The 1,670-nt window shown below is 70.0% G+C and carries 1 protein-coding gene; it reads left to right on the top strand.

Translation table 11 applies throughout. The features are described 5' to 3' along the window. Positions 1 to 1,670: type I polyketide synthase (locus ABZW18_RS34675; RefSeq protein ID WP_356195485.1), on the top strand; the 1,670-nt coding region annotated here is incomplete at both ends.

Raw genomic sequence — 1,670 nt, 5'->3', positions numbered from 1 at the left:
GTGGTGGGGATGAGCTGCCGGTATCCGGGTGGGGTGGCCTCGCCGGAGGATTTGTGGCGGCTGGTCACCGAGGGTGCGGACGCGATCTCCGGCTTCCCGACCAACCGTGGCTGGGACGTGGACGGGCTGTTCAATCCGGACCCCGACCACATGGGTACCTCGTACACACGCCAGGGTGGATTCCTGCACACGGCGGATGAGTTCGATCCCGCCTTCTTCGGGATGTCGCCGCGTGAAGCGCTGGCCACGGACTCGCAGCAGCGCTTGCTGCTCGAAGCGTCCTGGGAGGCGATCGAGCGGGCCGGGATCGACCCTGTCTCGCTGAAGGGCAGTGCGACCGGTGTGTTCGCCGGTGTGATGTACAGCGACTACACCTCTCTGCTGGGAGGCTCTGAGTTCGAGGGCTTCCAGGGAGGCGGCAGCACGAGTCTGGCGTCCGGCCGGGTGTCGTACACGCTGGGCCTGGAGGGTCCGGCGGTGACGGTGGACACCGCCTGTTCGTCGTCGCTGGTGGCGATGCACTGGGCTATGCAGGCACTGCGCAGTGGTGAATGCTCGCTGGCGCTGGCCGGCGGCGTGACCGTGATGTCCACGCCGACGGTGTTCGTCGACTTCTCCCGGCAGCGGGGCCTGGCCCCCGACGGGCGTTGCAAGGCGTTCTCCGAGTCGGCGGACGGTGTCGGCTGGTCCGAGGGCGTCGGCATGCTGGTGCTGGAGCGTCTCTCGGACGCGCGGCGCAATGGCCACCAGGTGCTGGCGGTGGTGCGGGGTTCCGCAGTGAACCAGGACGGTGCGTCGAATGGTCTGACGGCGCCGAACGGTCCTTCGCAGCAGCGGGTGATCCGTCAGGCGCTCGCCGGCGGTGGACTCTCCGCCGACGACGTCGATGTGGTCGAGGCACACGGTACGGGAACGACGCTGGGCGATCCGATCGAGGCACAGGCGCTGCTCGCCACGTACGGGCGCGACCGCGACCCGGAGCGTCCACTGCTCCTCGGCTCCGTCAAGTCGAACATCGGTCACACCCAAGCCGCGTCCGGCGTCGCCGGCGTCATCAAGATGATCATGGCGATGCGGCACGGTGTGCTGCCGCAGACGCTGCACGTCGACGCCCCGTCCTCCCACGTCGACTGGTCGGCGGGCGCGGTGGAGCTGCTGACCGAGCCGACGGAGTGGCCGGAGGCCGGCCGGGCGCGGCGTGCGGCTGTGTCGTCGTTCGGAATCAGTGGGACGAACGCGCACGTCATCCTGGAGCAACCGCCCACGGTCATCCAGGGAACGGTGGTCGCCAGGCCGGAAGCTCCTGCGGTGGAGCCGGGTGTGGTGCCGTGGGTGCTTTCCGGCAAGACGCCGGAGGCGCTGCGCGGCCAGGCGGCCAGGCTGCTCTCCTACGTTGAGGCCGGTCCGGAGCTGCGGCCGGTGGACGTCGGGTTCTCGCTGGCCACGGGCCGGTCGGTCTTCGACAACAGCGCGGTGGTACTGGCCGGCAACCCCGGTGACGCGGTACGGGCCCTCGCGGCCCTGGCGTCCGGTGCCCCGGATCCTTCGGTGGTGTCGGGTGCGGTGCTCGGTGGGAGGACGGCGGTGCTGTTCTCGGGTCAGGGCAGTCAGCGGATCGGTATGGGCCGGGAGTTGTACGGGCGGTTCCCGGTGTTCGCGGAGGCGCTGGA

Source organism: Streptomyces sp. NPDC004647 (assembly GCF_040609575.1).
Taxonomy (GTDB): Bacteria; Actinomycetota; Actinomycetes; order Streptomycetales; family Streptomycetaceae; genus Streptomyces.
The sequence above is the reverse complement of the archived record's forward strand: the minus strand, read 5'-3'. Positions and strand labels throughout refer to the sequence as shown.